The sequence below is a fragment of the Luteimonas sp. GW821-FHT14E02 genome (assembly GCF_058803905.1).
The window spans coordinates 184,435-208,305 of the sequence record NZ_JBXAPK010000009.1 but is presented as its reverse complement, the minus strand read 5'-3'; the positions used below and the strand labels follow the sequence as shown (position 1 = coordinate 208,305).

Genomic DNA, 23,871 nt, shown 5'->3' with positions numbered 1-23,871 from the left:
GTGGAAGGCGTGCAGATCCTGGCCTGCGGCACCAGCTACTACGCCGGCTCGGTGGCCCGCTACTGGATCGAGGCCATCGCGGGGCTGCCGTGCAGCGTGGAGATCGCCAGCGAGTACCGCTACCGCACCGCGGTGGCCAATCCGAAGCACCTGGTGGTGACCATCTCCCAGTCCGGCGAGACCCTGGACACCATGGAGGCGCTCAAGTACGCCAAGTCGCTGGGACAGGAGAAGACGCTCTCCATCTGCAACGTCCCCGAGAGCGCCATTCCCCGTGCCAGCAAGCTGGTGTTCTACACCCGCGCCGGCGCCGAGATCGGTGTGGCCTCGACCAAGGCCTTCACCACCCAGCTGGTGGGACTGTTCGCGCTGGCGGCGACGCTGGCCAAGCTCCGCGGCAAGCTGACGGCCGAACAGGAGGCCGGCTACATCGAGGACCTGCGCCACCTGCCCGGCAGCGTGCAGCACGCGCTGAACCTGGAACCGCAGATCGCCGGCTGGGCCGAGCGCTTCGCGCCCAAGCAGCACGCGCTGTTCCTGGGGCGTGGCGTGCACTACCCGATCGCACTGGAGGGGGCGTTGAAGCTGAAGGAGATCTCCTACATCCACGCCGAGGCGTATCCGGCGGGCGAGTTGAAGCACGGCCCGCTGGCGCTGGTGGATGCGCAGATGCCGGTGGTGGTCATCGCACCGAAGGACAGCCTGCTGGAGAAGGTGAAGTCGAACATGCAGGAAGTCCGGGCCAGAGGCGGGGAGCTGTTCGTGTTCACGGACCAGGACAGCAACTTCGGCGAATCGGAAGGCGTACACGTGATCCGCACACCGCGGCACGTGGGCGTGCTCAGCCCGATCGTGCATACGATCCCGGTGCAGCTGCTGGCCTACCACACCGCCCTGGCCCGCGGCACCGATGTGGACAAGCCGCGCAATCTCGCCAAGAGCGTGACGGTCGAATAGCGTTTGGCCAGGCGTCTTGGTAGGTGCCGGTGCGACGTGGCACGATCGCGCGGATGACCAGCACCCCTTCCGCAGCGCAACATCTGCGCGACCTCGCCCGGCTGCGCCGTGTTCGCGATCGCATCGATCGCGAGTACACGCAGCCGCTGGACGTCGAGGCGCTGGCGCGCGGCGTGCACATGTCGGCTGGCCATCTCAGCCGTCAGTTCCGGCTCGCCTACGGCGAGTCGCCGTACAGCTATCTGATGACACGGCGCATCGAACGCGCCATGACGCTGCTGCGGCGCGGCGACCTCAGCGTCACCGACGTCTGCTTCGCGGTCGGCTGCTCGTCGCTGGGCACCTTCAGCACCCGCTTCACCGAACTGGTCGGCGTGCCGCCCAGCGTCTACCGGCGCGACGCGGCCCGCGCGACAGACGGGATGCCGCCGTGCATCGCGAAGCAGGTGACCAGACCGATCAGGAATCGAGAAGCGCCGACGCCCGAACCCGATCTAGCATGACGGCCTCATCCACACCGAGCGTGACCGCCATGGACATCAGCATCCATTCCACTTTCCTTCCGCACAACGATCCGGACGCCGCCCTGTCCTTCTACCGCGACACCCTCGGCTTCGAGGTGCGCAAGGACGTCGGATACCAGGGCATGCGCTGGATCACGGTCGGCCCACCCGGCCAGCCCGGCACTTCCATCGTCCTGTATCCGCCGGAAGCCACACCCGGCATCACCGATGACGAGCGCCGCACCATCACCGAAATGATGGCCAAGGGCACCTACGCCTCCCTCATGCTGGCCACGGCCGATCTCGATGACGTTTTCGCGCGGCTTCAGACCAGGGGCGCCGAGATCATGCAGGAACCGATCGAACAGGATTGGGGCTCCCGCGACTGCGCCGTGCGCGACCCGGCGGGCAACATGATCCGCATCCAGCAGCTGCGCTGACCCGAATCCGCACGAGGAGGTTTCCATGAGCCCGAAGAAAGATACCCCGAAATCCACCAAGAGCACTGCCACGGCCAGCAAGAAGGCAGAAAAATTCACGGCCGAAGAACGCGCGGCGATGAAGGAACGCGCTCAGGAGCTGAAGACGGAAGCGAGCCGCGGCGCGCGCGCAAAGACAGCGAAGGCCGATGGCGAAAGCGACCTGCTCGCAAAGATCGCCGAGATGCGGGAGCCGGATCGCGCCATGGCCACGCGGCTCCACGCGATCATCAAGGCCAATGCGCCAATCCTCTCGCCCAAGACCTGGTACGGGATGCCGGCGTATGCGAAGGACGGCAAGGTCCTCTGCTTCTTTCAGAGCGCGCGGAAGTTCAACACGCGGTACGCAACCCTGGGCTTCAGCGACACGGCAAATCTGGACGATGGCGCCTTCTGGCCGGTCGCCTTCGCGCTCAAAAAACTGACCACTGCCGAAGAAGCCAGGATCGTCGCGCTCATCAAGGCAGCGACAAGCTGATGGTTCGTCGCCGTTCCTATCCCTGACTCGGATTCGAGAGGACACGCGCCGAATTATTTTTCGCCAAGGCCGCTTTCCCGGCTTGGCGACTCGGCCTCTGCCCCGCCGCCCAAGCGAAAACCGCCTCGAACACGGGGCGCAATTGCTTCACGTCCTCGGTCACTTCGTATTCCACACGCGGCGGAATCTCGGGATACACCGTTCTGCGAACGAGACCGTCGGCCTCCAGCTCCCGCAACTGCGCCGTCAGCATGTGTTGCGTGACGCCGGGAATGGCACGCCGCAATTCGTTGAAGCGATGCGTGCGCCGGCTCAAAAGCCAGAGAATTTCCAGTTTCCACTTTCCACCGATCGACTGGATCGCCTTACGCACTTCGTCGTGAAAGGCGAACACACTTTCCTGCGAACCGGTGCAAATATCTTGGTCGGTATGGTTTTCCATACTAGGTCAGAAAAATAATCCTTCTTGAAGGAAACACTGTACGCCAATAATTTCGTGTGCCCAAGGCAATAATCTCCAGGCACATGAAAATCCTCCATATCGATTCCAGCATCAATGGCGAACAATCCTTCAGTCGCACACTCTCCGCTGCTGCCGTCGCGCGCTTGCGCGAACTCGCCCCTCAAGCGCAGGTGACCTATCGGGATGTGGCGGCCAATCCGGTCCCGCAATTCTCCGGGAACATCGCCGCGGGCATCTTCCAAGGACAGCAGACGCCGGAATTCCAGCGTGATGCGGAAGTATTGTCCTCGGTATTGGAAGAAGTCCTGGCCGCCGATGTCATCGTGATCGGTACGCCGATGTACAACTTCGGCATCCCCAGCCAGCTCAAATCGTGGCTGGACGCGATCACGATGCCCGGAAAGACATTCAGCTACAGCAAAGCCGGCGCCCAAGGCCTGCTCGGGGAGAAGCGCGTCGTCATCGCTTCCTCGCGCGGCGGCATCTACGGCCCCGACAGCCCAGCGGCAGCGTTCGAGCATCAGGAAAGCCATTTGCGCAGCCTTTTCGGCTTCCTTGGTGTGACGCAAATCGATGTCGTCCGCGCCGAAGGCGTCAGGATCAGCCCGGAACAGGCAGAACAATCCCTGCAAGGCGGTTTGCAGCAGGCCGCGCAACTGCAGGCGGCCTGAATTCCTGTTCCCTACTCGCCGATCTTGTCGAGATTGTCGTTGAACAGATCGCTGTCGCGATCCTCGGTCAGCGTGTACAACGAGTACTGTTTCCCCAGCTTGGCGCCGCCATCGCGGATGAGCGGCGCCCAGGTGAAGCGTGCGCGGTTCGGCGTGGAGCGCCCCTGCATCAAGTCGAAGGGAATGGACACGTAGATGCCCTTGTCGAAACTGCCTTCACCAAACTCCTCGGAGGAGACATTGGTGAAGGTGGCATAGGCACCCATGCGCACGCCATTGCGGAACGAACGCGAAACATCGAAGGTCACACCCCAGTCGCGCGCCAGGTAACGGCCGGCGCTGACCGCGAGCGTGATGTCCTTGCCCTTGTAGCCGAGATCGAAATAGCCAGTCACGTGTCCGGTCACGACGTGATAGTTCCGGAAGCTGAAATCCTGTTCGAAACTGCGCTGCTTGACCCAGTTGACGTCCGCACCGATCGCCCATCGCTCGCCGAACGGCCGATACAGCACTTCACCACCGGCACCGCCGTACATGCTTTCCAGCATGCCGGCGTAGGCCATTCCATACCAATCGACGCCGAGCCGGCGCGTGGCGGTCAGCTGGAAGATCGGCATGGTGATGCGGCGCGTGGTCAGGTACTCGCGAATATGCGTGCGCACGCGTGGCAGCCGGCTCGGCGCAGTGTATTTGAAGCGGTCGTAATTGTTGATCGCATTGCCATGCAGCGTCCCGTTGAACCAGAGATTGGGGGTGAAACGGAATTCCGCGTCGTAATTCGCACCCAGCTGATAGAGAACGAAAGCATCCGGACCGCCGATATTCTGGCTGTAGCTGACCGAGAAACCGCCGGTGTAGCGATCCGGCTCCGGCTGATACAGCACCTTTTCCGGCGCAGCCAACGGCGCGTTCTGCTCGACCGAAAGACGCAAGGTCTTCAGATCGATATCGTGATCGAGGAATGCGTTGAAGCGATTCCGATCGACGCTGCTTTCAACCACCGGCAGCCCCTCACGGGTCGACACCACGGTAAACCAATCCGCGCCCGCATCCAGATGCTTGTCGAGGACGCGAGCAGCACGGCCGAGCCCCTTGGCCGGATAGAAATAACGATCCTGCTCACCCGTTACCAACAGTTCGCGTCCGCGCAGCGCGATCTTCGAAACGCGGATGCCCGCATTGGCGTGCAACTCGCGACTGACCACCGACCAATCCATCTGATCGGCTGAACGCTTCTCAGCATCAATCCCGATGACACGCTCGGACGGTGGCGGATCCAGTGCCTTGGTCGGACCGCGCGTGCCGCCGATGTTCGTGTGCAGCGTCAGGCCGAACATCGTCGTCGTGCCGCGCTCGTAGGCCACGCTCAGATCGAGATTGCGATTGACCCGGTAGACCACGCCCACGTTGAACGGCGAACGCTGCTCCAGACGACTGAATTGAGGCTCGTTCCGCCGGCTGTTCGGCCTGGGCTCGTGCTTGTAGTCGTTGCCTTCGTATTCCAGCTTGAACACCCAGGGACTGCCCTGGCGCTGGTACACCACGCCGCCGAACAGCGACGGCCGCCCCCTGAAGTATCGGACGGTATTGAATTCGCCGCCGGTCCCCGACAGATCATCGCGCCCCGGACGCGTCTTGAACTTGTCATCGATGAAACCGAACGGATTGCTGAAATCACCACGATTGCCGATGTAGCCCCAGGCCAACCCCAGACTGGTGTCGAAATCGCCGAAGCGCTTGCTTGCAACGACGAACTCGCTGCCGAAATGGCCGGTACCACCGATATCGCGGCCGCCAATCGCGATTTCCGGCCAGTACCTGCTTTCCTTCATCAGGCGCACCTTGGCATCGATCGATTTGTCCTTGTACGACTGATCGCCGCTGAGCGATGGCGACAGGCTGTACGGCCGGTTGGTGACCGCGATGTAGCGGAAGCTCGTCTCCAGCCACTCGAACGGTTGCAAGGTCACGTTGTAGCGGGTGTAGGGTTCCATGCGGTTGGCGGTGAATGTCAGCTCGCCCTCCTCCGCCATGCGCGCCGAAGGCGTCTGCCAGAAGCCCGCGCCACCGAAATCGCTTTGCGTGGGCGCCTCGCCCGCGTATGCCACGCTGACGGCCAGCCATCCGGTGCCGACCAGGAGAAAACTGCGGACCTTGTCCGCCGAAGGTTTCTCGACGCCGCCACAGGCGCGTGGCGATGAAGCACTTCTTCCGTGCTTTGCACACCGTTTCCGTTGCCAGGCCTTCCGCTTCACGCGATCCTTCCTCACGGTCCGGAATGCGCGGCCGGCAACGGCTGCGTCGCGAGGAACTCAGCCATCTCGCGATTGAACGCGGGATCGATCGGATCGATCAGGCTCCTGCGCAGTGGCACGTACAGCACGGCGCCAGGCGCGAGCGGAATCGGCGCGCCGCGATTCCACAGCGCGATGCCCTGTTCGAAGACGCGGCCGTCGGGCTGGATCACCTGGATCGTGTCCTGATCCGCATCGATCGCGGTCGCGCAGCCCGATAGGTACAGTCGCGCGTCCTGCAACGGGACATGCGGCAGAACGCAATCGTGCTCGACCGCGCCGACGATGCGCACGGTCTCCGGCCGCGCGGGATAGACGAGACGATCACCTTCGGACACCAGCAGGTTCGACGCCGCATCCACCTCAAGGACACGGCCATCGAGCAATGCGGGCTGCCTGCCGGTCACCGGCAACGCACGCAACTGGTCCGCCATGCGCGTCGCCAGCCCCCCAGCACTCGTGTCGCCGTGCTGTCCCGCCAACGTCTTCAGTAATTCGAGATCGAACAACAATCCCGCCTTGAGACGTGTCTGCTGCGGCACCAGCGAAGGCCGAAGCCATGCGGCGGCCGCCACGTAGGCGCGCGGCCGCACTTTCGCGGCCAATGCCGCGTCGTCGAGCCTTGCCTTGCCCTCGAGCGTGACGATGCCAGGAGCATCGACCTCGCCTTCGACCTGGATGCGGGTTTGGGCGAACACACTTTCCGTGCACACGGCTGCCAGCATGGCGACGCACCAGGCCGCTTTCCGAAGATTGAAGCGCGCGCGGCTCTCCCGCTTCATTGCGTCACCGGACGATAAGGACGCAGCTGTACCAGCGTGATCGATTCGCCGGGTGCCACCGTCTGTTCACTCTTCCAGATGAAGCCGTCGCGCGGATCGACCCAGTAACGGTTACGCACGCTGAACCCCGCCGCCGCGGCCTCGACACGCTCTTCGACTCGCATCACCTGATGCGCGGCACCGAGAATCTCGATGGTGTCCTGTCCGGCGGAGACCAGATGCGCCTGCACCTGCACGCCGAAGCGATATCCAGGCGTCCAGTCTTCGACACGCACGTACTGCGCTGGCGCCGTCAACCGATGCAGACCGGCCACGAACGGATCATCCGCAGGCGACATCGTATTGTCGAGATTCTGCTTCAGGCCCGCGGTCTTGACGATGCGCCCATGCTCGATGAACACGATCACGCCATTCGCGCCGTACCATGCCTCGCGTCCGTCATCGATGTTGCCGAGCACGAGCAGCGCATCGCCTTCCGGCGTCGATGCCAGCAGCTGGTAGTAAGGCCGGGCCGCGACTTCGGCGGCCGTGGGCGCGAGCGTCGGGCGATGTCGGACCGCCTGCTTGAGGCTATCAAGATTGGACAACGACAACGTCGTGCATCCCGCCAGCACGACGACGACAAACAACCACGCCAGACGAACGAGCAGGCGCGCAGCGCCGTACTTCATCCGGCGCCCCCTGTCAGGCAGTCGGTAGCGGACCGGCGTGCGCAAGTGCGGGAGTCCCGGTCTAGTTACTGCCGAGATCGTTCTGCGCGCGCGCCGCGTTGCTGATGATGCCCGACAGCGGCAGCAACTGCGCCAGGAAGCGGTTCCAACGCGTCACCCCCGCAGGACCGACGTACACGACATCGCCCGCCTTGACGCGGAACTGCGAACCGATCGCGAAGGCCGCCGGCGAAGCGGCATCGAGCTGATATACCGTGGCCGGTTCGCTCTGCATGTCCTCCACGCCACGAATCACGTAGACGGATTTGCCCTTGGCCGTAGTTTGGTTGAGCCCCCCCGCCCGTCCCAGCGCCTGCGTGAGGCTCAGATCGGTGGTCTTGAAGTTGATCGCCATCGGCCGCACCACCTCGCCGATCACGTAAGCCTCCTTGCGATCGTTGTAAGGCAGGAAGACGCGGTCGCCGCCCTTCAGGTAGATGTCGGAAGCAGTCTTGCCATCGCGATTGAGCGCGTCGAGATCGAGAGGATAATCACGCCCGTCGCGCGTGAGCACCAGTCCGGACAAGTCGGCCTGCTCGGTATTGACGGTGGCGTTGCCGATCAGCTGCGAGAGCGTGAGCGGCGTCGACGTGATCGGCTGGCGTTCGGTCTTCACGAAAGCGCCCTGCACCGTGACCATCTGGCTGCCGTATTCGATGACGCCGATGTCCAGCTGCGGCGATGCAACGTATTGCGACAGCTCGCGCGTGATCTGGGCGCGCAGCTCTTCCAGCGTCAATCCCGCCGCTTTCACATTGCCGACATAGGGGAAGAATAAGGTGCCATCAGGACGCACGAGACGACCGTTGGCCTGTGGCTGCTGTTGCGTACCCGCGGCCATGGTGATTTCCGGGTGATCCCAGACGGTTGCGTACAACGTGTCACCGGCGCCGATGCGATACGGCTCCGGCCGATAGTCGCGGAGCTCCGCGGGCAACTCGATTTGCGGCGCAACCGCGCGATCCATCGCGATCAGCTTCGGCGTGATGGGCACGAGGACGACATGCCCCTCCTCGACGGAGCCGTCGCGCACGAACTGATTCGTCGACATGTGCTGGCCGGGCGCCCAGATGCAGCCGCTCAGAGCGGAGGCGACAGCGACGGCCACGAGGCCGTTAAGCATTCTCATGTGAAGTGATGATTCCTGGTGACAGGCGAAGCGAAGGTGCCGGAAGCCTCCGGCACCTTCCCGCGTTCAATCGGGTGCGTGCTTATCGAATTCGCGCTTATCAAATCCGCGCTGATCGAATCCGCGGTTAGCGCGTGCCGGTGGTGCCGCCCGTACCGCCGGTGCCACCCGTGCCGCCGGTACCGCCCGTGCCATCGTTGCCACGGTTGTTCTGACCGGACGCACCAGCGATCGCGGCCGCGACGCCATTGCCCGTGTCCGCCGGCGCCAAAGTTCCCTGCGAGGCGGAGGCCGCACCCTGCGCACCCGGCAGCGTGGGCGATGCAGCTGCCGCCGGCGGTGATGCTTGTGACGCGGCTTGCGGTTGCGGCTGCTGCGATTGCTCGTCGGCGGATTGGGCGGCCGCTTGACCGGCGAATCCAACTGCCAGCAACGCGAAGAGAATTCTGTTCATGAGACAAGCTCCTAGCGGATGAATGATCGTCAGAAGTGCAGTCCCCTGTTCGGAGTATAGCCTGCACACAGATGACAGAAAAAGCGCGTGAACGGATGTTGTTTAGCATTGAAGCGAATTGCGTCACGCTATTTGCGGATCGTGGGCGCTTTTCCTGTTTTTCACGCATCTCCACACACTCATGCGCAATGAGTGAGAGATGTTTACAAGATGTTATTTGTTCAGGCATTCGAATATTCATTCATGCTTTTGAACATTCATTTTCGTCACCAGAAGACCGCCCCACTCTTTCAGCGCGCGGCCGCTTCGGCGTAATGCGCTGCGTGTTGGCAGCCATGTCTCGTGTCGATAGCGCGAGGATTCGTTCACGGCGATCGGGATCACTTCCAGCCCCTGGCGTCTGAACAACAATGCCGCGCGCGGCATATGCATCGAGGAAGTGACGAGGAACACCGCTTGAACGCGGCGCTCCCGCGCCAGCCGCGCCGAGAATCTGGCGTTCTCGCGCGTATTGCGGCTGTGCTCCTCCAATACAAGGGCGGCATCGGGGACACCGAGATGCTCCATCGCCGTGGCCATGATGCGTGCCTCGCTCGTCGCATGCTGTGCCGGGCCGCCCGACAGAATCACGGGAACGTGATGTTGGCGCCACAGGCGAACGCCAGTCGCGGCGCGGCTGCTCGAAAGCACGGCCGCATCGACATCCCCGCCATCGAACCATTCCGGCGCTCCGGTGCCGCCACCAAGCACGACGATGGCATCGACATGCACCGGCTTGTCCGACGGCACCGACAACCCTTCGCGCTCCAACGATCGCATCAGACCATTGGCCGCGCCCGGGAGCGACCAGATCATCGACCACAGCACTGCGATGGCCAGGCACACGCCCGCGATCCAACGCCAGCGCAACCCCCATGCCATCGCCGCGAACACCGCCAGTGCTAGCGACAGATATGGCGGATAGCTCAGCGATGCGAGCGATGCACTCAATGCTTGCAACATGACGGTACACGCGACCTCAGGCGGCCTGCCGCTGCGATGCCGGCAGTTCGGCGACGCGTGCCAGGATATCCGCCATCAGCTCGGCCTGGCGGTCACGTGAATAAGCGGGTGCGGCCTTCAAGCTGTTGCTGCGCAGCCGTGCCAGCTCGTCGGAATCGTCCGCCAGACTCGCGATCGCATCCGCCATCGCGCGCGCATCCTCGGGCGGCACGCAACGGCCGCAACCGGTTTCATGAACGATCTGCGTCGCCTCCCCTTGCGGAAGCGACATCAGCGCCGGAATGCCCATGCCCATGCCTTCAAATAGCTTGGATGGAATGACGCTCGCGAACACTTCGTTGTCGCGCAGCGGGATCAGTGACAGATCGCACAAGCTCCACAGCTGCGGCATCATCTCCTTTGGCTGCCGCGGAATCATGCGGACATTGTCGAGACCGCGCTCTTCGACCAACGACTCGACACGGGCACGCTCGGCTCCGCTTCCGGCGAAGAAGAAGGCGATGTCATTGCGTCCGCGCAGCAACTGGGCCGCTTCGACCACCGAATCCAGGCCATGCGCCATGCCGTGCGTCCCGAGATAGCCGACCACGAAGCGCTCCTGCAGATCATATTGCCGTGCGAGCGTTTCGCTGCGATCACTGGGCACGTAACGGGACAAATCGACACCATTCAGCACCACATGGATCTTGGCGGGATCGATGCCGCGCCGTATCAGCTCGTCACGGAACGCATGCGTCACCGGCACGATGGCATCGGCGGCGCGATAGAGGAACATCTCCAGTTTTTCGAGCAAGCGCACCGCCAGGCTGCGCCTCATCGCACCGACGGCGGTGATCGAGGCTGGCCAGAGATCGCGCAACTCGAAGACGAAAGGCAGACCACGCAACCGTGTGAGCAGCCAGCCGCCGAGCGCGCAGAAGAACTGCGGCGAGGTCGCCACGACCACGTCAGGGCGCCGCTCGAACAACCCCGCCACGACGGAACTGGCCATGAAGCTCAGATAATCCAGCGTGCGCTTGATGAACCCCTCATTGGCGGTGATGTAAGTCTTCACCCGTACCACACGGATGCCGTCCATGTTTTCGACGGACCGCAGACGATTACGATAGCCGGGAAAAAGCTTGCCTTCCGGAAAATTGGGAGCGCAGGTGATGACGGTGACTTCGTGACCTGCCTGCACCCAGCGAATCGCGTGCTCATAGGTTCGCGTCGCTGGCGCATTGCCTTCGGGCGGGAAGTTGTCGGACAGGAACAGGATCCGCATGGCCTCAGTCCTGCCAAGCAAACAGTGTGGACAACGGCATGCCGGGACGCACCAGCGTAGCCTCGATGACCGCGCAGGAACGGCTGAGACCGAACTCGGGGTAGTACAGACCCGAAACAACCTGCACGCGGCGCCCGCCTTCGGCTGACCACTGAATGCGAAGCCCTACTTCATCCTGCAACGCGTCCTCGCCGACTTCGAAAGTCGGCGCGACGCGGAAACGCGCGATCGCATTCTCGTGATCGCCCTCGACCATATCCTCCACCAGCAAGCCGTCCGCGCGCAGATCCCAGCGCCGTCTGTGCAGAGGCCGCCCGCGCAGACGCCGATAACCGTCATGCGCCGCGGTCAACCAGACGCCGCCGCCTGAAGTGCCGGCATCGACAGCCAGCGGATGCGCGCGGCGCGCGACGCGGAAACTGCTCCACACCTCCGACGAATCCTGGCCGTCGATCTCCACCGTGTTATGCGCGGCGGTCCCGCGCTGCCACAACCGCTCGGGGCCGGTGTCGTAACAGGAAGTGCCGGCGTTGACGAGAACACGGCGCCCATCAACCGAAAGTTCGAAGCTGAGCGTATCGGCATGGGCGTGTCCGGGCAGGTAATCCGGCCCGATATCGCCGACATCGGCGATGACCACGGCGCGCTCATTCTGCAATCGCACGTAGCCCGACTCCTGCAGCATTTGTACTGCTGCCATCGATGGCGGCGGCGGCACGATCCCGAGGCGCGACGCGTATGCCGAGAGCTGCGCCAACGTCGGAGCGATGCCGTGCGCGGCATCGTTGAAGAATGCAATGCCGCCGTCTGGATGCGTCATCACTGCGAGCCAGCGCAGCATCCGCACCGCATGATCGCGCCAGATGCCGACGTCATGATCACCGAAAGCGTTGGGATAGCGTTGCGAAAGCTGGATCAGGTCGAGCAGGTCCTCCAGCAGGATGGCGTGATACATCGGGCTGCGTTCGAAGTGCCCGCCGTCGGCGAGAATCTGTTCGTCGAGTTCGCGCCGGAAACCTCGCAGACCCGCCTCGCGCCAGCGATCGGCCTCGCTTCCCTCGAAGAAGACACCGGCGAAGATCAACGCCTTGAGATTCGCCCACAGATGATTGCCGAGCAGGTGCCGCTCAAGCCGCCCGCGCAAGTAGCGCACCTGCGTCGCCAGGCTGTCGAGCATGACGCGCTGTGCGGTTCCGTTGCCCGGACGCCGCTCGGTGCATTGCCACTTGACCCAGTTCACGATGCGTAGCGACAGGCAGTAAGGCTCCCATCCGTTGCCATTCCCCGGCGGATTGGCCACGATCCAGCGCGCGATCAGGGCGCGATGCCACTCGATCCGCTCCGCGGCGCCGTCGGCGTTCAAATCATCGAAATAATGCAGGTTGTAGAGCCACAGCTTGGGCAGCGCCGCCGTGTTCCATTCGTCGTTGCGCAGCGCATGCTCTTCGTTGAGAAAACGGAATCGCATCGGCCCGGACATCGAATCGGCGCGCGCACAACCGCGCCAGTAGCCTGCACGCCGGGTCAACGGCGGTGCTGCGCGTGCGTCGATGCGTGGCCGATGCAACCGATGCCACGCGCGTCCGTACACCTGCACCGGCCGCAGATAGCGGACCGTATGCCAGAACTGTGCGGACTTCGACAGCCAGTTCATACCGCGCTCAGACCGCTGCATCGAGTTCAATGGTGACACGCGCCACCTCGAAGATCTGCTCGACCGGAATCGGCACCGGCCCTTGCCCGCGGATCGCCTGCACGAAAGCCGCCGCGCACGCGACCTGCCCCTTGTCCTGCCCCCACAAATTCATCTTGGCGAAGCCAGGCCAGCCGTAGCCGCGCATGCGCCGGAAGTTGTCGAGCTGCAGCACGCGTCCGGCGGTGAACACCTCCAATCGTTCTTTCGGGAATCCCTTGTGACCATTGGCGAGGTAATGCACGGTGCCGAACGAACCGTCGGCGAACTGCAGCGTGAAACTGACACGATCGCTGCGGATGCCGACGCCCGGCACGTTGCCGACCGCCGTCAGCTGATGTCCTGTGATCGGTGCATCGGCCAGATAACGTAGCAGATCGACGAAGTGACAAGCCTCCCCGATCAATCGACCGCCGCCGGTCTCACTGTCCTGGGTCCAGTGCTCAGCCGGAATGGCGCCGGCATTGACCGTCATCACGAACGACTTCGGTTCCTTCACGCCCGCCAGCAGCGACTTGATCTTCTGCACGTGCGGCGAAAAGCGACGGTTGAATCCGACCGTCAGCACCGGCGCAATACCGCGTCTCGCCCGTTCGGCATAGGTATGCTCGATCGCATGCAGTTCGTCGAGCGTGAGACACAGCGGCTTCTCCACGAAGACATGCTTGTCCTGCTGCAAGGCGGCATGGGTCAGGTCGGCGTGGGTACCGTGCTGGGTGGCGATGACGATTGCGTCGACCCCTTCGTCACGCAACGTAGCGACCGTATCGGTGCTCGCATTGCGGAAGCCGAACTTGCGGCCGAAATGTACACTGCTCACCCCCCCGCTCGACACCACCGTATGCAGTTGCGCACCGGCCTTGGCGAAAGCCGGGATCAGCACGCGCCCGGCATAGTTGCCCGCCCCCAGGAACGCCACCTGCGCACCACCCTCACGTGACACGGGAACGGCGGCAGGAAGTGGAACACTGCGACGAAGCAATCTTTCCGCATTGTCCTCGTCCTGCTCGTAATCGAGCAGGATGCCGAGCGAGGGTTCACCACCGCCGAGCAATGCATATGCCTTCTCGGCCTGATCGATGCGGAAGCGATGGCTGATCAATCCCGATACGTCGACCTTGCCGCCGGCCATCATGTCCAGCACTGCCTCGAAGTTGCGCTGCTCGGTCCAGCGCACAAAGGCCGCCGGGTAATCGTTGCCGCGCTCCTCGTAGGAAGGATCGTAGCGTCCGGGGCCGTAGGAGCACGACACCTGGAACGAAAGCTCCTTCTCATAAAAATCCGCGCGGGAGAGTTCGAGCCCGGTCACGCCCACGAGCACGATACGACCGCGCTTGCGGCACATGTGCGCCGCCTGTGTCACCGGCTCGTTGCTCTTGGTCGACGCGGTAATGATCACCGCATCCATGCCACGGCCGCGCGAGAACGCGGCTGCAGCGGCTTCCGGGTCCTCGCCAGCGGACAAATCCACGGTCTCCGCACCGAATTCTCGCGCGAGCGCCAGCTTGGCACGATCGAAATCGATGCCCAGTACGCGGCAGCCATGTGCGCGCAGCAGTTGCACCGTCACCAGACCGATCAGGCCCAACCCGGTCACGGCGACGCACTCGCCAAGCGTGGGATTGACGAGGCGGATGCCCTGCAACGCGATCGCGCTGAGCACGGTGAAGGCGGCGGCATCCTCGGACACATCATCCGGCACCTTCGCGCACAGGTTGACCGGCACCGACACCACTTCGGCATGCTTGCCGTTCGAGACGACGCGATCGCCGATCGAAAACCCGCTCACACCGGCACCAACGCCAACCACGGTCCCGACATTGCAGTAGCCCAGCGGCAGCGGCTGATCGAGCTTGCTGCGCACCGCATCGAACGTGGCGGCAAGGCCATCGGTGCGGACCTTCTCCAGCACCATGCGCACCTTGTCGGGCTGCTGGCGCGCCTTCTGCAGCATGTTGGCCTTGCCGAACTCGACCAGCATGCGCTCGGTTCCCGCCGAGACGAGCGTAACCTCGCTGCGGATCAGCAAATGGCCGCGACGCAGCGCCGGCGCCGGGACATCGGCGATCTCGGTACTGCCGTCGCGCAGGTTTTGCAGGATCTGTTGCATGTTCATTCCGAATGGGGAGAGGTTGAATTTCTTATCGGCGTGGCAGCGGGAATCGACAGCTTGCCTTGGCCCAATCGCTGCTCGCCGAAGCATTCGCCGACGATCCGCGCCATCGCCTGATCCCAGGCCTCGAACCGCATCGCCGCCAGCGCTTCGCGCTTGTCCTGCAGCAGTTCAGGCTGATCCGCCAACTTCCGCAGCAGCGCCGCTAGCGCTGGGGCATCGCCGTAGTCGCAGAGGAAACAGGCGTCGAGCTCCTCGAAAGGCGCTGAGGTTTCCAGCCCGCGATTGGTGATGAAGGGCACCTGCAAGGCGGCGCAGTCGAACCATTTGTTGGGTTCGGCGAGCCGATTGATTTCCAACGCCGGGTCGTACAGCGCCAGTACGACATCCGACGACAACAACATCGCCAACGCTTCTTCGTTGCTGACGATGCCGCGATAGGCGGACCCCAGCTTCTCGGCAAGATGCTGCGCATCCGCGCCCAGCAAACGTCCGGCAGCGATGAACTCGATGTCCTGGCCGGCCAATGCCTCATACGCGCGCAGCGCCATGGTCGCACCGCGCTCCGGCGAGATCAGGCCGCTCACGAGCACACGCAAGCGTCCCTGCCGTGACGGGATCGTCTCTCGTAGTCGCCATGCTTGCGCAATGACATCGCTGTGCGGCGTGTTGCGCACGATGCGCACGTTGCCCGCGTCTCCTGTGGTCACGCGCGAAGCGCCGGGAACGACGTGCAGCATGGCGCGTCTGCCGACGAAGGATTCGAGCCGCTCGATCACCCAGCGCACGGGTTTCGGCCAGGCATAGCTCTTCGAGAGCTTGTCGCGATCGAGGAAAACGTAGCGGCAACCGGCCAGCACAGCGGCCAAGGCGCAGGGCACCGCCGCATCCAGGCGCGAGCAGAAATACACGCCTGCCTTCGGCCGGAACAGGACACGCAAGGTCAGTGTCGCCATCCACAACAGATAGCCGAGCGCGTTGACCGCACCGCCGCCCCAGGAACCGAACCGGAGCACCACCTTCACCTTCGGCAACGGCTCCAGCGCGCCATCGCGGCTCCACACCCAGAATTCGTACGGGACGTTCGCGGCCTCCAGCACCTTCGCCAGCTTGCTCAGGTACGGATTTTTCAGATAGGGATTTCCCTGGCCGAGGATGATCGCCTTCATGCCAAACTCCTCGACGTCCTGAAGCGCTTGTCGCCAATCCATGCGACACCGCTCAGCAACAGCATCGTGATGAAATAGCGGCTCCATCCGCCCAGCAATTCCATGTACAGAAAGCCGAAGGCGAACATGAAGACCGAGTAGCTGTACATGACCACGCCCAGCGGCGTCACCGAGGAGTGGCGCGCGTAGATGTTGCGTGCCCATGCCAAGCAGGCGCCGTTGAATGCGCCGAACAGGAAGAGCCCCAGCAGACCGAAGTTCATATAGCCCTCGGTGGGCAATCCCGTGGTGTATGAGGTCAGGTTTTCGCCATCGAGCGTGTACGAGCCCGGATAGATCATGTTGCGCAATTCCGGACCGCCACCGAACGGTTTGTCAGGCCACAGCGAACGCGGGATCGGATTCACCAGCGCCGCATAGATGGTCTTGCCGTAAAGCAGATCCCAACTGCGATCGTTTGAAGCCAGCCAGACCAGATTCTCGGCATTTCCGAACGCACCGTTGAAGCCATAGACCAGCAGCGGCAGCGCGCCTTCGCTGGCGACCTCGGTCACCGTGCCCGCCGACGAGGTATCCAGCGTCGTCCTCACCTTGGCCCATAGCGACAAACCGATCGCAATTCCCAGCAACGCGGGGAACAACAGCATGATCCGCCCCATCCGCCCCGCGTAAATCGACAACAGCGCGAGCAGCACGATCGCGATCAGGATGAAGACGAAGTTGCGATTGCCCATCGCCACGAAGGCCACCGCCAGGGCGAAGATCGCGCCCAGGATCACCAACAGGCGCAAGCGTGATGGCGCCCGCCCTTCCCTCTTTTCCGTGAAGTAGTTCGTCACCACCACGGCGCCATAACAGATCGCGGTGAAGGCGAGGATGACCGCCGGCCCCAGGCCGCGCCGGAGCACGATACGATCCTTCATGTAGGACGCGAGATCGTATCCGCTGATCGTCTTCGCCAGGTACAGCACCGCGAAGAAGGAAGGGATCCCGAGGATCAGCAGCGCGCGCAGATGCTCACGCCCCGTCATGCTGTGAACCTCCGGGAAATCACGATGATGCAGGCCGCCGCAGGCGCAGTAGCCGACGATTCCCATCAGGGTATAGATCAGCGAATTGGTCAGCGCACTAAACTTGGCATCGAACGAATACGGGAACGGATAGGTCTGGATATCGAAGATTTCCTTCACCCACGGCATGAACCCGTAGATGAATGCCATAGCCAGAATGAAGGCATAGATCGGGCTGTGATACATGCGATCCATTCGACCGCCGATCCTGGCGAACGCCAGCAGCCCGAGCAGTACGAAGAAAATGAAATAGAGCATGGACATGTCGGTCTCCCGTTCTATGCTCTAGGGTTTCGGTCCGGAGACATCGCGCTTGTAGACCTCGCGCGCGGGATTTCCGGCATAGACCGCGTAATCGGGCACGTCCTCGCCCAGCACTGCGCCGGCACCGACGATCGCGCCACGTCCGATCCGCTTCACCCTCGGCAACACGACCGCGCCTGCGCCAACCCAGGCCTCGTCCTCGATCTCGAGCGGACTGAACTGGATGGGATTGCGATGCCAGTTCGAATGTCCGGAACGGACGACGTGGTTGTGGGTGAAGATCTTCGCTCCTTCAGAAATCGCGACATGCGCGCCGACGCGGACGCCACCGGAATAGTCGATGTAACTGTCGGCTCCCAGCTCGACACCTTCCGAGAAGAAAATCGAGGCGGTTGGACTCTTGTGCGCGGCCACCACCATGACACGATCCGACACACTCATCCGCGGTGCCGCAAAATGCCAGCGATAGACGCGCCCCCGGAACGTGCGCAGGCCAGGCAGCCCGAACACCGAGAGCGTTCTGACCAGCACGTAGCAGATCTTAGAAAGCCGCGTCATCGCGTTCGCCCTACTCGCCCCGCGCCGACAGCTTGTCGAGGTATTCGCTGACGGACCCGATCACCTTGCCGGGATTGCCGACCACGATGCTCAGCGGCGGAATCATTCCGCGCACGACACTGCCCGCGCCGACGATCGACCCCGCGCCGATGTCGGCGCCGGGCATGATGATCGAGCCGGTGCCGACGAAGGCATGTCGCCCGATCTTCACCGCTCCGGTGCGGATCTTCGGCGGATTGAAGCGGATGCCGAGTTCCTTGGCCGCCGTGTTCACCGCGGCATCGTGGGTCAGCACGCGGACGTTGCTCGAGATGGTGCAGCCCTCGCCCAGGGTGATCAGTGAATAGTCGGTGCCGTCGAACCAGATCTTCGCCGACAGATAGTTGGGCGTGCCCTCCACGCACGCGCCTTCCGAGCGCAGGTACCACGCATACAAACGCGTGACCAGGCCTGGCTTGATCAGCCAACCGACCCGGATGGTGGTCAAGATGATGCTTTTCTTCAGAAGACGAATGATGTTCATGATGCCGATTTTGATGAGGCCGACCTTGATGAGGCTGGTCTTGATGAAGCGCTATGCGCGCTTGGAGCGGGCTGACGGAGGCTCTTTCGTGTCAGGAATGTAAACGCCAACAACTGGATGGACGAGGCGATGAAATAAGCGATGGCAAGTCCGGTCGCGCCCGCATGCAAGCGCATCGCCACGGACGCGGCCGCGAGCAGCACCACGGCGAAGACCGCGTTTCCGGCGAGCAGAACACCAGGCCGCCCGTCCGCAGTGGCCTTCCGCATCATGATCGCGGTGGGCGCGGTGGCAACCGCGGACAGCAACAGCCATTGCAGCGGCACCACCGAACCGGCATAGGCCGGCGCGAAACGCTGGATCACGAACGGTGCGAGCACCGCGACGACAACGACGATGACGGCGGTCGTTCCCGTCACCAGCAGGATGGAGCGGCGCATCGCGGTGGTGACGCCATCGCGATCGTTGCGGCTGACCGCCGCCGACAACATCGGCAACGCCGCGTTGGCAATCACGCCGGCACCAAACAGCAGCATCGAACGCGCCTGATTGCCCAGCGAGAAGTTGCCAACCGCAGCGACACCGCCAATGCTGTGCGAGAGCATCACCATCGACAGCCAGACGCTGGGCAAGGTGAGCAATCCCGCCAGCGACGACGGCAATCCAAGCCGCCAGAGCACGGCCCAGTCCTCGCGCCCGGTCGTGCGCCATTTCCAGGGCACCCGATGCTCCTTGCGATAACGGCGCACCACGCGCTCCTGGCTCAGGAAGATGATCAGCTGCGCTGCGATATAGCCCGCGATCGCCCAACCGACACCGCGCTGCGAAGCGGCGGCGAGCATCATCAGGAACACCACTGGCGCCACCACCAGATTCGCGAGTGCCTGCTGCCTGACGCTGTGCAGCGCCAGCGTGACGCCGTTCTGTACAGAGGTCAGGAACCCGGTGAGCACCAGCAGCGACGAGGCGGCATACGCGCCTGACAAGCCTTCGGCTCCCCCGACCTTGGATGCCAACAACGGCGACAACGCCAGCAACGGCACCATGAACACGAGCGATGCCACCAGCGCCGAGCCATAGGACACGGTCAGCGCGGTGCCGAGCCGCGTCGGATCTTCCGTCACCAGCGCCTCCGCGGTGATCTTGGTCGCCATCTGCCCGAGGCTGAGCGCGCAGAACGTCGTGAACAGCAGCGCCGTGGTCTGGATCAATGAAAACTGACCGAACGCGGCCGGCCCCAGGAAATGGGCAATCGCCAAAATCCCGAGGAATGCCGCGCCTCTGGACGCAGCCATGCCTACCGCCGAGAACCCGGCAGTAGTGATCAGCCGTCGCATCACGACGGCATCCTCCTTGCTGGCACTGGCGCTGAACTCAGTTCCAGATTCCCTTTGTGTCTACGATCTTTGCGCGCGCGGGCATTGGCTGCTCGCGGAACACCTTGTGGTCGACCAGGAGCACCGCGACATCCGCGCGATCGCTGGCGGTCGGCGCATCCACCAGGATTGCCTTGCCCGAATTGAGCCGGGCCGGCAGTTCGCTGATGTGCGGCTCGACCGCGAGCACGCGGCCCGGATGCCGCTCGGCGAGTTCGGTGGCGATCTCAAGCGCCGGACTCTCGCGCAGGTCGTCGATATCCGGCTTGAAAGACAGGCCGAACACCGCGATCGTCAGGTCCTCGCCGGGCTTGCCGTCCGCCTGTACCTGCGCGATGGCTTCGTCGACCTTGCTCATCACCCAGCCGGGCTTGTCGTTGTTGACCTCGCGCGCCGTGCGGATCAGGCGCGCCTCTTCCGGCGCGCTGTCGACGATGAACCAGGGATCGACCGCGATGCAGTGTCCGCCGACACCGGGGCCCGGTTGCAGGATGTTGACGCGTGGATGGCGATTCGCCAGTTGGATCAGCTCCCACACATTGATCTTGAGCTTGTCGCAGATCACCGACAGTTCGTTCGCGAAGGCGATGTTGACGTCGCGGAACGCGTTCTCCGTGAGCTTGCACATCTCGGCCGTGCCGGCATTGGTGACGATGCACTCGCCGCGCACGAAAATCTTGTAGAGCGCGCAGGCACGTTCCGAACAGGCGGGTGTCAGACCACCGATGACGCGGTCGTTCTCCACCAGCTCGCGCATCACGTGGCCCGGCAACACGCGCTCGGGACAGTAGGCCATGTTCACGTCGATCTCACCGCCATGACCCGGCAGCGGGAAGCGCAGATCGGGCCGCGCCTGCGCCAGCCAGCCAGCCAGCTGCTCCGTCGCGCCCACCGGCGATGTCGATTCGAGCACGACCAGGTCGCCCTTCTTCAGAACCGGCGCGATCGCCTTGGCGGCCGCTTCGATGTAACTCAAATCCGGCACGTGATCGCCCTTGAACGGCGTCGGCACCGCGATCAGGAAAGCGTCCGCCGGCTCCGGCGAGGTCGAGGCCTTGAGATAGCCGCCAGAGACCGCCGCGCGCACGGACACGTCGAGGTCGGGTTCGACGATATGGATCTCGCCGCGATTGATGGTGTCGACCGCGTGCTGGTTGATGTCCACGCCGATCACCTGGACCCGCGCCGACGCGAAAGCTGCTGCGGTCGGCAGACCGATGTATCCCAGGCCGATCACGGAGACGGTGTTGAAACTCATTGCAATACTCCTTGGTTCCTCGCTTGTCGGAGGAAATGTGGTTCTGATTTGTCGATACCGCTTTTTTTGGAATTCGTTCAGGCGGCGAGCAGCGACTCGCGCGAATGCAGCACCGCCAGGGCATCGACGATGCGTTCGCAGGCCATGCCGTCTCCGTAAGGGTTGTGCGCGAAGCTCATCGCGTCATACGCACTGCGATCGTCGAGCAGCAGGCTGATGCCCGAGCTGATCGAGACCTGATCGGTCCCCACCAGTCGCACGGAGCCGGCTTCCACCGCCTCTGGACGCTCGGTGGTGTCGCGCATGACCAGCACCGGCTTGCCCAACGAAGGAGCTTCCTCCTGGATCCCGCCGGAGTCGGTGAGGATCAGGTAGGACTCGTTCATCAGATAGACGAACGAGAGGTATTCCAGCGGCTCGACCAGATAGACATTCGAAATGCCGTGCAGGATGCGGTTCACCGGCTCGCGCACCTGCGGATTCAGATGCACCGGATAAACGATGTCGACATCGGGATGGCGTTGCGCAGTCTCGCGCAGCGCATGGCAGATGCGTTCGAAACCGCCACCGAAGCTTTCGCGGCGGTGTCCCGTCACCAGGACGATCCGCCTGTCCCGCGACAAGTACGGGAACTGCGCCGCGAGCGACTGCCGCAATGCCGGATCATTATCGATGCGGGCGACGACCTGCTGCAGCGCGTCGATCACCGTGTTGCCGGTCACCGCGATACGTTCCTCGGGAATGCCTTCGGCGATCAGGTTCGCGCCCGACTGCCGCGTCGGCGCGAAATGCAGCGCCGCGAGCGCACCCGTCAGCTTGCGGTTCGCTTCTTCCGGCCACGGCGAGTACAGATTGCCGGTGCGCAGACCGGCCTCGACATGCGCCACCGGAATCTGCTGATAGTAGGCCGCCAGCGTCGCCGCCAGCGTGGTGGACGTGTCGCCGTGCACCAGCACCACGTCCGGCTTGAACTCCTTCAGCACACGGCGCATGCCGCTCAGGATCGCCGTGGTGATGTCGGTCAGGTCCTGGCCCTGCTTCATGATGTCCAGGTCGTATTCCGGATGCACACCGAACAGGTCAAGCACCTGATCGAGCATCTGGCGATGTTGGCCCGTGACGCAGACGCGCGCATCGAAACGCGGATCGTTGGCGAGCCGAAGCGCGAGCGGCGCCATCTTGATCGCCTCCGGCCGTGTACCGAACACGCACAACGTCTTGACCGTGCGCGCGCTCGGCACATTGCCGCGCGCATGAGACGGGGCGCGATCGGTCAGCGGCACCGGCGCGACGCGGCCGTCCTGCTCACGCAGCTGTAGCGGCGATGCGACGGACAACATCTGTCCTGCCGGACGAACGACGGCATCGGCGACGGCCGGCGCGACGCGCACCCAGGCGCGCCAGGACACCATCGAGTACAGCAGCAGCAATCCGACGAACGCCAGCAGGTTGACCACAACGGGCAGGCCTCGCAGCGAATAGCCGAAGGCCGTGATCACCAGCGCGGCCGCGACAATGATCGCCAACGATTCGCGCGGCGTGCGGCCGGCGTCGATCAGGATGTGATGCACGTGCTGCCGATCCGGCTTGAGGATCGACTGCCGCCTGCGCAGGCGCCGATAGACGACGGCAAGGAAATCGAGCACCGGCAACGCGACGCACCACAGCGCCTCCACCGGCCGGATCTGCGCGATCGGCGACTGGCTGAAGTAGACCAGGCTCCAGGCCAGCACATGCCCGATCAGCATGCTGCCCGCATCGCCCATGAAGATCTTCCGGGAACGCCAGCCGCCGAGGTTCACGAAAAGGAACGGCAGCAGCGCCATCGACAGCACGACCAGCAGCGCGGAGACGTCGGTCGACGGCCCCTGCGTGAACATCAGCAACCCGAGGATGGCAGCGAGCCCGAGACTGCCGGCCAAGCCGTCTATGCCGTCGAGCATGTTGAAGGCGTTGATGAATCCCACGGCCAGGAACAGCGTGAACGGAATGCCGAGCAGGCCCAGGTGGATGTTGCCGGTTCCGAACAGATCGCCGAGGTCGCGCACGTAGACGCCACTGCCCACGATCATGATCGAGGCCGCCGCCACCTGCACCACCAGACGGGAGCGTGCACTCAGGTCGCGCGCGTCGTCGATCGCACCGACCAGCACGATCAATCCTGTGCTGGCGAGCAGGCAGACCGTGAAGCGATCCGGGATACCGAGATACAGGAGCCCGGCGATCATGCCGGCGAAGAAGCACAGCCCACCGATCACCGGCACATGGCCGTGATGGCGTTTCCTGGCATTCGGCTTGTCGACGAGCCCGAGCCGGGCCGCCAACGGATGCATTTTCCAGATTGCTAGAGATGTTGCAGCGAGAGCGATCGCCATCGCGATCGCGAGTTGTATGTCGGGCCTGGCCATGTGGGGGAACAGCCTTGGATAAATGGAGCAATGTGGTGACCGGTCTCCCCCTGTGGCCGACCGGATAAGCGCACTTCGCAACCTGTCGAAACAGGCTACGCGAGCGTACGATGATCAGTTCAAATTACAGGTGCATGTCTGCGCAATACACACGTTTCGAATCTGGAGATGAGTGCATAAAAATTTGTGAGCGTTCTCTAGTCGATTCATTTCGGAGTCTCCTCTTTCACATCAACATCACGCGCAAATGAAA

22 protein-coding genes are annotated in these 23,871 nt (G+C 63.3%); 5 read left to right on the top strand and 17 right to left on the bottom strand.

Annotated elements, in window-relative coordinates; translation table 11 throughout:
• From glmS to AC1RNP_RS15535, 4 genes are all read left to right on the top strand, one after another.
• A partial coding sequence (gene glmS, locus AC1RNP_RS15550) for a glutamine--fructose-6-phosphate transaminase (isomerizing) (protein WP_493052183.1) occupies nt 1–957 on the top strand: 957 nt, incomplete at its 5' end.
• A gap of 53 nt (nt 958–1,010) precedes the next feature.
• Nucleotides 1,011–1,460, top strand: coding sequence for a helix-turn-helix transcriptional regulator (locus AC1RNP_RS15545; RefSeq protein WP_493052182.1), 450 nt, complete (start codon nt 1,011–1,013; stop codon nt 1,458–1,460).
• A 29-nt stretch (nt 1,461–1,489) separates the two neighbouring features.
• Nucleotides 1,490–1,900: a VOC family protein gene (locus AC1RNP_RS15540; RefSeq protein WP_493052181.1), complete on the top strand. Its 411-nt coding sequence runs from the start codon at nt 1,490–1,492 to the stop codon at nt 1,898–1,900.
• A 25-nt stretch (nt 1,901–1,925) separates the two neighbouring features.
• Nucleotides 1,926–2,417, top strand: coding sequence for an iron chaperone (locus AC1RNP_RS15535; RefSeq protein WP_493052180.1), 492 nt, complete (start codon nt 1,926–1,928; stop codon nt 2,415–2,417).
• A 16-nt stretch (nt 2,418–2,433) separates the two neighbouring features.
• Here AC1RNP_RS15535 and AC1RNP_RS15530 read toward each other — a convergent pair whose 3' ends face one another.
• Entirely contained in the window at nt 2,434–2,859 is a 426-nt protein-coding gene (locus AC1RNP_RS15530; protein WP_493052179.1) for a winged helix-turn-helix transcriptional regulator, read from the bottom strand.
• 83 nt (nt 2,860–2,942) lie between these two features.
• Between AC1RNP_RS15530 and AC1RNP_RS15525 the strand changes: the two genes are divergently transcribed.
• Nucleotides 2,943–3,551 carry an FMN-dependent NADH-azoreductase gene (locus AC1RNP_RS15525; protein WP_493052178.1) on the top strand — a complete coding sequence of 203 codons (609 nt, stop codon included), beginning with the start codon at nt 2,943–2,945 and terminating at the stop codon, nt 3,549–3,551.
• A gap of 11 nt (nt 3,552–3,562) precedes the next feature.
• Here the strand turns inward: AC1RNP_RS15525 and AC1RNP_RS15520 are convergent, their stop codons facing one another.
• The 16 genes from AC1RNP_RS15520 to wecB all read right to left on the bottom strand — a co-directional run bounded on the left by AC1RNP_RS15520 (nt 3,563) and on the right by wecB (nt 23,618).
• The gene (locus tag AC1RNP_RS15520) at nt 3,563–5,806 is read right to left on the bottom strand and encodes a YjbH domain-containing protein (protein WP_493052177.1); all 2,244 of its coding nucleotides are present in this window, start codon (nt 5,804–5,806) and stop codon (nt 3,563–3,565) included.
• Nucleotides 5,807–5,817: 11 nt separating this feature from the next.
• Nucleotides 5,818–6,627 carry a capsule biosynthesis GfcC family protein gene (locus tag AC1RNP_RS15515; protein WP_493052176.1) on the bottom strand — a complete coding sequence of 270 codons (810 nt, stop codon included), beginning with the start codon at nt 6,625–6,627 and terminating at the stop codon, nt 5,818–5,820.
• Nucleotides 6,624–7,298 (bottom strand): YjbF family lipoprotein, encoded by a 675-nt coding sequence (locus tag AC1RNP_RS15510; RefSeq protein WP_493052175.1) that lies wholly within the window; start codon nt 7,296–7,298, stop codon nt 6,624–6,626. Before AC1RNP_RS15510 ends, AC1RNP_RS15515 begins: the two co-directional genes overlap by 4 nt.
• Nucleotides 7,299–7,359: 61 nt before the next feature.
• Nucleotides 7,360–8,466 carry a polysaccharide biosynthesis/export family protein gene (locus AC1RNP_RS15505; protein WP_493052174.1) on the bottom strand — a complete coding sequence of 369 codons (1,107 nt, stop codon included), beginning with the start codon at nt 8,464–8,466 and terminating at the stop codon, nt 7,360–7,362.
• Between the two features lie 127 nt (nt 8,467–8,593).
• A complete protein-coding gene (locus AC1RNP_RS15500) occupies nt 8,594–8,920 on the bottom strand; it encodes a hypothetical protein (protein ID WP_493052173.1) in 327 nt (108 codons plus the stop codon).
• Between the two features lie 237 nt (nt 8,921–9,157).
• Nucleotides 9,158–9,787, bottom strand: coding sequence for a YdcF family protein (locus tag AC1RNP_RS15495; RefSeq protein ID WP_493052172.1), 630 nt, complete (start codon nt 9,785–9,787; stop codon nt 9,158–9,160).
• Between the two features lie 151 nt (nt 9,788–9,938).
• Nucleotides 9,939–11,186 carry a glycosyltransferase family 4 protein gene (locus AC1RNP_RS15490; RefSeq protein WP_493052171.1) on the bottom strand — a complete coding sequence of 416 codons (1,248 nt, stop codon included), beginning with the start codon at nt 11,184–11,186 and terminating at the stop codon, nt 9,939–9,941.
• 4 nt (nt 11,187–11,190) lie between these two features.
• Nucleotides 11,191–12,840 (bottom strand): heparinase II/III family protein, encoded by a 1,650-nt coding sequence (locus AC1RNP_RS15485; protein WP_493052170.1) that lies wholly within the window; start codon nt 12,838–12,840, stop codon nt 11,191–11,193.
• 7 nt (nt 12,841–12,847) lie between these two features.
• Nucleotides 12,848–14,989 (bottom strand): bi-domain-containing oxidoreductase, encoded by a 2,142-nt coding sequence (locus AC1RNP_RS15480; RefSeq protein WP_493052169.1) that lies wholly within the window; start codon nt 14,987–14,989, stop codon nt 12,848–12,850.
• A gap of 2 nt (nt 14,990–14,991) precedes the next feature.
• Nucleotides 14,992–16,161, bottom strand: a complete 1,170-nt coding sequence (locus AC1RNP_RS15475) for a glycosyltransferase family protein (protein ID WP_493052168.1) — start codon at nt 16,159–16,161, stop codon at nt 14,992–14,994.
• Nucleotides 16,158–17,495: an oligosaccharide repeat unit polymerase gene (locus AC1RNP_RS15470; RefSeq protein ID WP_493052167.1), complete on the bottom strand. Its 1,338-nt coding sequence runs from the start codon at nt 17,493–17,495 to the stop codon at nt 16,158–16,160. The genes AC1RNP_RS15475 and AC1RNP_RS15470 overlap by 4 nt, the downstream gene beginning before the upstream one ends.
• Before the next feature lie 21 nt (nt 17,496–17,516).
• Entirely contained in the window at nt 17,517–18,053 is a 537-nt protein-coding gene (locus tag AC1RNP_RS15465) for an acyltransferase (RefSeq protein WP_493052166.1), read from the bottom strand.
• Between the two features lie 10 nt (nt 18,054–18,063).
• The gene (locus tag AC1RNP_RS15460) at nt 18,064–18,540 is read right to left on the bottom strand and encodes an acyltransferase (protein WP_493052165.1); all 477 of its coding nucleotides are present in this window, start codon (nt 18,538–18,540) and stop codon (nt 18,064–18,066) included.
• A 32-nt stretch (nt 18,541–18,572) separates the two neighbouring features.
• Complete coding sequence (locus AC1RNP_RS15455) at nt 18,573–19,913, bottom strand: oligosaccharide flippase family protein (RefSeq protein ID WP_493052190.1); 1,341 nt, start codon at nt 19,911–19,913, stop codon at nt 18,573–18,575.
• Between the two features lie 37 nt (nt 19,914–19,950).
• Nucleotides 19,951–21,210: a UDP-N-acetyl-D-mannosamine dehydrogenase gene (wecC, locus tag AC1RNP_RS15450; RefSeq protein WP_493052164.1), complete on the bottom strand. Its 1,260-nt coding sequence runs from the start codon at nt 21,208–21,210 to the stop codon at nt 19,951–19,953.
• A gap of 77 nt (nt 21,211–21,287) precedes the next feature.
• A complete protein-coding gene (wecB, locus tag AC1RNP_RS15445; RefSeq protein WP_493052163.1) occupies nt 21,288–23,618 on the bottom strand; it encodes a non-hydrolyzing UDP-N-acetylglucosamine 2-epimerase in 2,331 nt (776 codons plus the stop codon).
• Between the last annotated feature and the right edge of the window lie 253 nt (nt 23,619–23,871).

What these genes read in the sequence shown, in the direction of transcription:
- AC1RNP_RS15525 (WP_493052178.1), top strand. Translation starts at nt 2,943, where the DNA reads ATGAAAATCCTCCATATCGATTCCAGCATCAATGGCGAACAATCCTTC.
- AC1RNP_RS15465 (WP_493052166.1), bottom strand. Translation starts at nt 18,053, where the DNA reads ATGACGCGGCTTTCTAAGATCTGCTACGTGCTGGTCAGAACGCTCTCG.
- wecB (WP_493052163.1), bottom strand. Translation starts at nt 23,618, where the DNA reads ATGGCCAGGCCCGACATACAACTCGCGATCGCGATGGCGATCGCTCTC.
- AC1RNP_RS15545 (WP_493052182.1), top strand. Translation starts at nt 1,011, where the DNA reads ATGACCAGCACCCCTTCCGCAGCGCAACATCTGCGCGACCTCGCCCGG.
- AC1RNP_RS15500 (WP_493052173.1), bottom strand. Translation starts at nt 8,920, where the DNA reads ATGAACAGAATTCTCTTCGCGTTGCTGGCAGTTGGATTCGCCGGTCAA.
- AC1RNP_RS15470 (WP_493052167.1), bottom strand. Translation starts at nt 17,495, where the DNA reads ATGTCCATGCTCTATTTCATTTTCTTCGTACTGCTCGGGCTGCTGGCG.
- AC1RNP_RS15515 (WP_493052176.1), bottom strand. Translation starts at nt 6,627, where the DNA reads ATGAAGCGGGAGAGCCGCGCGCGCTTCAATCTTCGGAAAGCGGCCTGG.
- AC1RNP_RS15490 (WP_493052171.1), bottom strand. Translation starts at nt 11,186, where the DNA reads ATGCGGATCCTGTTCCTGTCCGACAACTTCCCGCCCGAAGGCAATGCG.
- AC1RNP_RS15475 (WP_493052168.1), bottom strand. Translation starts at nt 16,161, where the DNA reads ATGAAGGCGATCATCCTCGGCCAGGGAAATCCCTATCTGAAAAATCCG.
- AC1RNP_RS15455 (WP_493052190.1), bottom strand. Translation starts at nt 19,913, where the DNA reads ATGCGACGGCTGATCACTACTGCCGGGTTCTCGGCGGTAGGCATGGCT.
- wecC (WP_493052164.1), bottom strand. Translation starts at nt 21,210, where the DNA reads ATGAGTTTCAACACCGTCTCCGTGATCGGCCTGGGATACATCGGTCTG.
- AC1RNP_RS15505 (WP_493052174.1), bottom strand. Translation starts at nt 8,466, where the DNA reads ATGAGAATGCTTAACGGCCTCGTGGCCGTCGCTGTCGCCTCCGCTCTG.
- AC1RNP_RS15535 (WP_493052180.1), top strand. Translation starts at nt 1,926, where the DNA reads ATGAGCCCGAAGAAAGATACCCCGAAATCCACCAAGAGCACTGCCACG.
- AC1RNP_RS15485 (WP_493052170.1), bottom strand. Translation starts at nt 12,840, where the DNA reads ATGAACTGGCTGTCGAAGTCCGCACAGTTCTGGCATACGGTCCGCTAT.
- AC1RNP_RS15530 (WP_493052179.1), bottom strand. Translation starts at nt 2,859, where the DNA reads ATGGAAAACCATACCGACCAAGATATTTGCACCGGTTCGCAGGAAAGT.
- AC1RNP_RS15480 (WP_493052169.1), bottom strand. Translation starts at nt 14,989, where the DNA reads ATGCAACAGATCCTGCAAAACCTGCGCGACGGCAGTACCGAGATCGCC.
- AC1RNP_RS15540 (WP_493052181.1), top strand. Translation starts at nt 1,490, where the DNA reads ATGGACATCAGCATCCATTCCACTTTCCTTCCGCACAACGATCCGGAC.
- AC1RNP_RS15510 (WP_493052175.1), bottom strand. Translation starts at nt 7,298, where the DNA reads ATGAAGTACGGCGCTGCGCGCCTGCTCGTTCGTCTGGCGTGGTTGTTT.